The 6,401-nt window shown below is 46.1% G+C and carries 7 protein-coding genes; all 7 read right to left on the reverse strand.

Going from position 1 to position 6,401, the window contains the following annotated elements; genetic code table 11:
* Nucleotides 1-732 (reverse strand): phycobilisome rod-core linker polypeptide (locus QJQ48_RS27350; protein WP_346294393.1); only part of this gene is annotated, 732 nt, incomplete at its 3' end.
* A 74-nt stretch (nucleotides 733-806) separates the two neighbouring features.
* The gene (locus QJQ48_RS27355) at nucleotides 807-1,619 is read right to left on the reverse strand and encodes a phycobilisome rod-core linker polypeptide (protein WP_346294207.1); all 813 of its coding nucleotides are present in this window, start codon (nucleotides 1,617-1,619) and stop codon (nucleotides 807-809) included.
* A 135-nt stretch (nucleotides 1,620-1,754) separates the two neighbouring features.
* Entirely contained in the window at nucleotides 1,755-2,243 is a 489-nt protein-coding gene (cpcA, locus tag QJQ48_RS27360) for a C-phycocyanin subunit alpha (RefSeq protein WP_346294208.1), read from the reverse strand.
* 88 nt (nucleotides 2,244-2,331) lie between these two features.
* Nucleotides 2,332-2,850: a C-phycocyanin subunit beta gene (gene cpcB / locus QJQ48_RS27365; RefSeq protein ID WP_346294209.1), complete on the reverse strand. Its 519-nt coding sequence runs from the start codon at nucleotides 2,848-2,850 to the stop codon at nucleotides 2,332-2,334.
* 445 nt (nucleotides 2,851-3,295) lie between these two features.
* Nucleotides 3,296-4,054 carry a phycobilisome rod-core linker polypeptide gene (locus QJQ48_RS27370; protein WP_346294210.1) on the reverse strand — a complete coding sequence of 253 codons (759 nt, stop codon included), beginning with the start codon at nucleotides 4,052-4,054 and terminating at the stop codon, nucleotides 3,296-3,298.
* A gap of 330 nt (nucleotides 4,055-4,384) precedes the next feature.
* Nucleotides 4,385-4,924 (reverse strand): phycobiliprotein lyase, encoded by a 540-nt coding sequence (locus QJQ48_RS27375; RefSeq protein WP_346294211.1) that lies wholly within the window; start codon nucleotides 4,922-4,924, stop codon nucleotides 4,385-4,387.
* An 876-nt stretch (nucleotides 4,925-5,800) separates the two neighbouring features.
* Nucleotides 5,801-6,401 (reverse strand): replication protein RepA (locus tag QJQ48_RS27380; RefSeq protein WP_346294394.1); only part of this gene is annotated, 601 nt, incomplete at its 5' end.

Below are 6,401 nucleotides of genomic sequence, written 5' to 3' on the forward strand. Positions count from 1 at the left end.
CCGGTAAAGCCGTCCGCCTTGGCCTAAAGAGCTGACGCCGCCAAAAGCGCTTTTAGGCGTGACTCCCTGCTTAGAAGGACGATAGCCCCAGCCACCGCCACCTTGAGCAGGCGCTACCACTGATGAGGCTTGGTTGCGGCCGAGTTCTCTAGCTAGGCGAGGCGTTCCGCCTTCAGGCTGGGCGCGATCGCTATTGGCATAGCCCCGATAGAGGCGAAACATGCGTGTAAACCCAACTGTCTGCTGGCCTGCACCACCGTTGGTGGTCTCAAAGTCCCGGTAGTACGGCACAATGTTGTCACCAAAGGCGCTCTGATATTCCGCAGAATCGATATAAGAGTCGATATCAGCTTCGTATCCCTCGTTTTCGTAGAGATCTAAGTGATAGACAATTTCTGCTTCATCATAGGGAGCGCGACCCAGCAAATGCTTATAGTTCAGCTCGATAGTACGAGTCTGAAAGCAGTTGTAGAAAAACTTTGACTTGTATAGCTCTGACTTAGCTACCTGGCGTACGAAGTCTTGAACCGTCAGACCTCCGTCGCGCAGTAAAGATTCAGCGCTTCCTAAACGCTGAGACTGCATTAGATAATCATTGCCCAAGAGCTGCCGGTAAACAGCGCGAATGACCATCTCGACATCATCACGAGACGCATTAGGACGCAGCTCAACCGGACTAATGTCTCTATAGGCGGTTGTTCCCAACCGAGAGGATTCTGTTGTGATAGCCACTTAAATCTCCTTCGTAATGAATTAAAAATCGAATTCCTGACGATTCTAAAATCTGAAAAGCATCCTCAATAGGCTTAGGCAGAGGTCACGCTGATGATTTTGCTGCCTCTTTTGTTTAGCTCCTGCAGCTTCTTGGAAAGCTGGCTGTAAGGAACTACAAAGTCTCGCGTTCCCTGCCGGACTACTGTTGAGCCTGATGTTGGCGATTGGGCAACTTTGACCCGATAGGTATTGCTGCGATCGCTTCTATTACCACCTGTCAGCGCAGCAGATGACTGAGGTAGGGGAGAAGCTGTGTTTCTAGCTACTTCCCAGATCAACCGTCCTTGCTTTTGATTCTGAGCGCGATCGCTGTTAGCGTAGCCCCGATAAAGCTGGAACAGGCGGCTAAATCCAACCGTTCTCTGACCAATTCCTTGAGTGACAAAGTCGCGGTAGTACGGAACTATGCGATCGCCAAAGCTCTTTTGATATTCTGCAGAATCAATATAAGAATTGATTTCGGCCTCATATCCTTGAGAGCTATAAAGATCAACATGCTCTGCAATCTCCGCCTCATCGTAAGGAGCACGGCCAAGCAAATGCTTAAAATTCAATTCAATAAAGCGAATCTGAAAATTAGGATAAAAAAACTTTTCTCGATATAGTTCTGACTGCGCGATCGCTCGTACAAAATCTCGAACAGTGATATTACCCTGCTTTAACAGAGATTCAGCGCTGCTCAGTCGCTCACTCTGCATCAAATGCTCATTACCTAACACCTGACGATAAGCAGCCCAAATGACAGCTTGCACATCGCCCGCTCCCCAGTTAGGTCGCAGTTCAACCATCTCAGCCTCGTTGAATGGTTGAATACCTAACTTCCCTGCCTCTTTTAAGCTGGCCATAATTATGTTCTCCGCTTGATAAGCAACTTTTGACAGTTTTCTTTCAAACCGGCACCTACAAAACAGCCCGAAAAAACAGGTCTCTTTACTACTTGATGTAGAAGAACAGCTGCTTTTCCGGGCCAAATTAATGCTCTAGCTTAGAGCATTAATTGCGTAGTCGATGTAGGAATTAGCTTCAACAGCAGGGTCACCAGATAGACCGTGGTTAGCCTTGATGTGCTTGAGAGCTTCGATGTACCAGCTGGGGGATAGCTCAAAAGTGCTATTGATTTCAGCTAGGCCAGCAATCAGGTACTCGTCCATAGGACCAGTGCTACCAGTGATTAGGCAGTAGGTGATCATCCGCAGATAGTAGCCGATGTCCCGAACGCACTTGTCCTTGCCGCGCTGGTCAGCTGCATACTGAGGTCCCTGCATCTGGGTCGTGTAGGGAAACTTCTGGTATACCGCTTGAGCAGCACCATCTGCCAATTGCTGAGCCTTATCTGCTAAGGACTTAGCTGCAGTGAGGCTGGCTTCCGCCTGGCGAATGCGGCCAAAAGCAACTTGAAACTCAGTGGGGCTGAGGAAACGGCCTTGGGAATCTGCTGCTGCAACAGCTTCAGTTAAAGGGGTTTTCATGATTTTAATCTCTCCTACTCTCTCAAATTGATTCAATCAGTTAGACTTCGCTCTCGCTAATAGTCAGTCAAACTAAAGATATTCAGACTTAGCCAACTGCTGATGCAGCGCGATCGAAATAGCCAGACAGCTCAGACATGAGAGAGCTGCAGTCACCTTGAGTGATGTTGTTGCGATCGTTAGCAATACCAATAGCGGCATCCTTCATCTTTTGAATGCCAGTTGCAGTGGAAGCACCAGGAACACCTAGGGCAACATAGGTCTCACGTAGACCATTCAGGCAACGATCATCAAGAACGCTAGCGTCGCCAGTGAACATTGCATAGGTGACATAGCGCAGGATGATTTCCATGTCGCGGAGGCAAGCAGCCATCCGGCGGTTGGTGTAAGCATTTCCACCAGGAGAAATTAGCTGGGGTTGCTCCTCAAACAAAGAACGAGCAGCATCAGCAACGATGGAAGAAGCATTGCTGGTGATCCGGTTAACAGTGTCTAGGCGCTTATTGCCTTCTTTAACCATGTTCATCAGAGCGTCTACCTCAGAAGAGGAAACGTATGCGCCTCTGGTATCAGCTTGAGCAACAACCTTTGCGTATGCGTCGAGCATAGGTAACTAGCCTCCTAGTTGGTTTCGATTGGGTAGGGTTATTGAAAAATGAAAAGCTTAATTAAGTTAATGCCAAATTTACTCAGCTTAGATGAGAGCAAATTGAGCAATTTTCAGGTCAAAAACCTGTTGTTTATTTCTTAAAGCCCTTCAGGAACCATTTATACAACGCCATGAAGGTGCTAATTGTTAAAAATTATTAGAAAGCGGTCTTTTTTTACAAAAAGTTACGAAAGCTAATAACAGTCCGCAGAAGACACTCAAAACAAATCGAAAAATTAAGAAAAAATTAAATTATTTGATAGCAACAATTTTGCTTGAAAGCACGAAAAAGCGCCTTTGCAAATTAAGCAAATGAGTAGCTAGATCAGCCCTGAGAACTCATAGGCAGCTAGCATTACCCTCTGCACATTTGCAAAAGCGCTAAAAACATCTAAAGCCGTTGTTAGGAAAGTTTCCGGTAAGGAACAGCCTTTTGATAATCGACATTCATCGCAGAGAGCTGCTGGGGAGTATTGCTCCTGGGCCGAATACTTTGAGCCATTGACAGGAACTGGGACGGATCTCCCTCCCGAGCTTGCTTCTCTTGGGGGCGGAAGCGCCGCACCTGAGTCTGCCAGATAGGCTGAGGAAAGCCTAGTTTGGCCCGAAAATAGGCATCGTATCGAGGCGACTTAATATTGATTGGGCGTTCTCCTTCCTCACGAGAAGGTAGAACTCGACGACGCTGATAAGGTACCGTATTGTACCCAAAGTTATTGATGTACTCTTCGCTGTTGAGTAAAGCGTCTGCAAAGCCTTGAAGACCCTTAGTCGCAATCACGATAGACCAGGCAATTTTCTCCTGCTCGTTGTAAGGGTCTCGTCCCAGAACGCGCTGAATGCACTGTTCAACGAAACGATAATTACTATTTTTCTCGTAAAAACTATCTCGGAAAGTCTTAGACAGCATGAGCCCGCGAATAAAGTCTCGGACGGTAATTTGCCCCGTGCGTAATTGAGACTCTAAAGCAACTTCGCGATCCCATTTGAAAGCATAGAAGAACATCTGACGATAAGCCGCTTCAATCAGATTGTCCATCTCTGTTCCGGAGAGGATATTGTCAGTTGAGTAAACTTTAGGTTGATCATCTCCAGGAACTACATATCCCTCAACGCGCTGATTTTGACTAGCTGGGGAGTACTCTAATAGAGGAATAGCCACGCCTACGCAAGCTCCTTGATCCGTATGAAACCGTATAAATTCATCCCAATCATAGGGGAATGAACGTCTCTGGCTGCGTCAGCTCTGATAAAACGTTACAGATCTTGTGGATAAGTGTAGCTTTTTTCTAATTTCGATTTTCGCTTTTGCCAGCACTTATGCTGTAGTCTAAAAGTCAAAATCGCCTGACCGAAAGAGTTTCAGAGACAGTTAAGGCTAATTCCCTTCAACAAAGGATTAATCTCGCCGCGCACAAAACGAAACATTTGTTTACTTTTTAGGTAAACAAATGTAACTAACCAGGCGGAAGTAACCTACCAGCTTTTTCACTCAAGCAGTCCGCTTTTCTAAATACTGACCGATCATTTGTTCTTCTCCAGCCCGCGAAATGATTGTCTGCCGCGTTCTATAACCAGAACCAATTAGCTTAATTTCTTCTTCAAAGGCTGATCCACCATACTCAGTCTTAAGGCACATGGTCTTGGGAGTTCGCATATAGAACTGGGCGCAAACGGGCTTAGAAGTAGCAAAGCCGCGATCGCGATACAGCGTAGTGCCAGAAACGCCAAAGATGGTAGACCCCGTCAGCGTTTTGGCACTGGGTCCCTTATAGTTGCTCTCCCATGACGTGAAAGCTCCACAGACTAATTTTGAAGAGTTTTCTAGCTGATGCATCTGAGCCAGATTCAAAAGCTCAGAACTTTCCTGCTTTAGGAAACGAATTGTTAGATAGCTAACAACCTCTTGAATCTCGTCGTTGTGCAACGTGTAGTAACGACGCTCAGAACGCCAGTTTCCTTCACAAAGCTGAAAAAACTCTTTAACGAGTAGCTCGGACGATTGCTCAACCGTATTAATAAACGCAGTCATCAAAAACTTCCTGGGTTCCTTTGGCTCTAAGTCAAACAAACGCAATATTTTTTTACATTTTGCCTATATTAAAGCAAAAGCAGGGTTCGTACCAACCACCTAAGGTCGACAATCTGGTCTTCATAACTTACTTGTCGGCCAAGCCAAGGGAAAGCTCCAGTCGCGGTGACTAGAACCTTTCGCGTTCGCTTAGGCAACCCGATTTTGTAGTCTCAGGGCTGGGTGACTTGTGCGATGAACGAGTGCCTTGCTGTGACAAGTAGCTGTCAATGAAGCCGAAACGCTCCAACTGGTTCCGAGACAGTCGAGAGCTTTGAAGTATGTGTTCTGTCAATGCTTGTTTTTTGGAGGAATGCCTTAAGCATTCCTCTTGTTAACCTCCGAGCAAAGTTGCGGAAGGCGGTCAAGGGGGCTGGAGCGAAGCAGAAGCCCTTGCGAAGCCCTTGACCGCCTTCCGCAACTTTGCAATTCCGCTTTGAGTTTTCCACAGAAAAGCTGCGCGTAACTAAAGGTGTTTTTAAAACTAAAGGTGTATTAAAGGATATGTGTACCAATTCAGCGTAAGAATGTGTACCAATTCAGCGTTGTTTTGATCCTAATGTGTACCAATTCAGCGTTCGTATGTGTACCAATTCAGCGCTGTTTTTTGTGGAAAAAGTTGTAATGTGTACCAATTCAGCGCTGTTTTTTGTGGAAAAAGTCGCAATGTGTACCAATTCAGCGTTGAAAAGAAATAATTCTTAACAAGTTTTCCACAAACAGAAATCAGGAGGGCGAGTGTATGATCAGACCCACCTATTTGGGAACGCGGGGGTCAAGGGCTTTGGAATTCAGCGATTGCTCGGAGGAAAAGATTTTAAGTTCAGAACTTGAGATTCAAGATTCAGATTGGATTTTCTTGCGTACAAAGCCTAGAAATGCTCGACCTAGGTCTTTTGGTACTCCTTTGCTTCGGACGTAATTGTAAAATTGCTTTTCCATGTCAGCGATGTCCCAGTCAGTCTCTTGCATCAACTCAGTTGCTTTGCCTAATGTCTTGGCCGATAGCCGTAGAGATTCAGGGATTTCATCACTCTTATCCTCTGAGCTTGTGGAGGTGGGAAGAGTAGACTTCTCTAACTTTCGTGGAACTGACGCTGTCTTTATGGCAGAAACCGCTAACTGACCAGGTTTGACAGCGATTCCCCCTTTGAACGTTTCAACTTCAAGGCCTGGAAAAACGATCTTGACCTTGTTGAGAGCTTCCATCATTTTCCGGCTGAAATTTCGCAAATCGCTATATTCGGCTCCAAATTGGTTGTGCAGCGATCGCCATGAAACCTTTCGAGCTTTCTTTCGAGCATTGCTACGAAATGACTCATGGGTCAGCCAGGCATAAAGATCGAGTGCTAAAGCCGAACCTTTGAGACGTTGCAAAGCATTCATATCAACTGGGATGGGATGGGCAGTCACAGCCCTGAAGAAATCCTCACTCAGC

This window comes from Sphaerothrix gracilis Ecp01, assembly GCF_030405905.1.
Lineage (GTDB): Bacteria > Cyanobacteriota > Cyanobacteriia > Phormidesmidales > Phormidesmidaceae > Sphaerothrix > Sphaerothrix gracilis.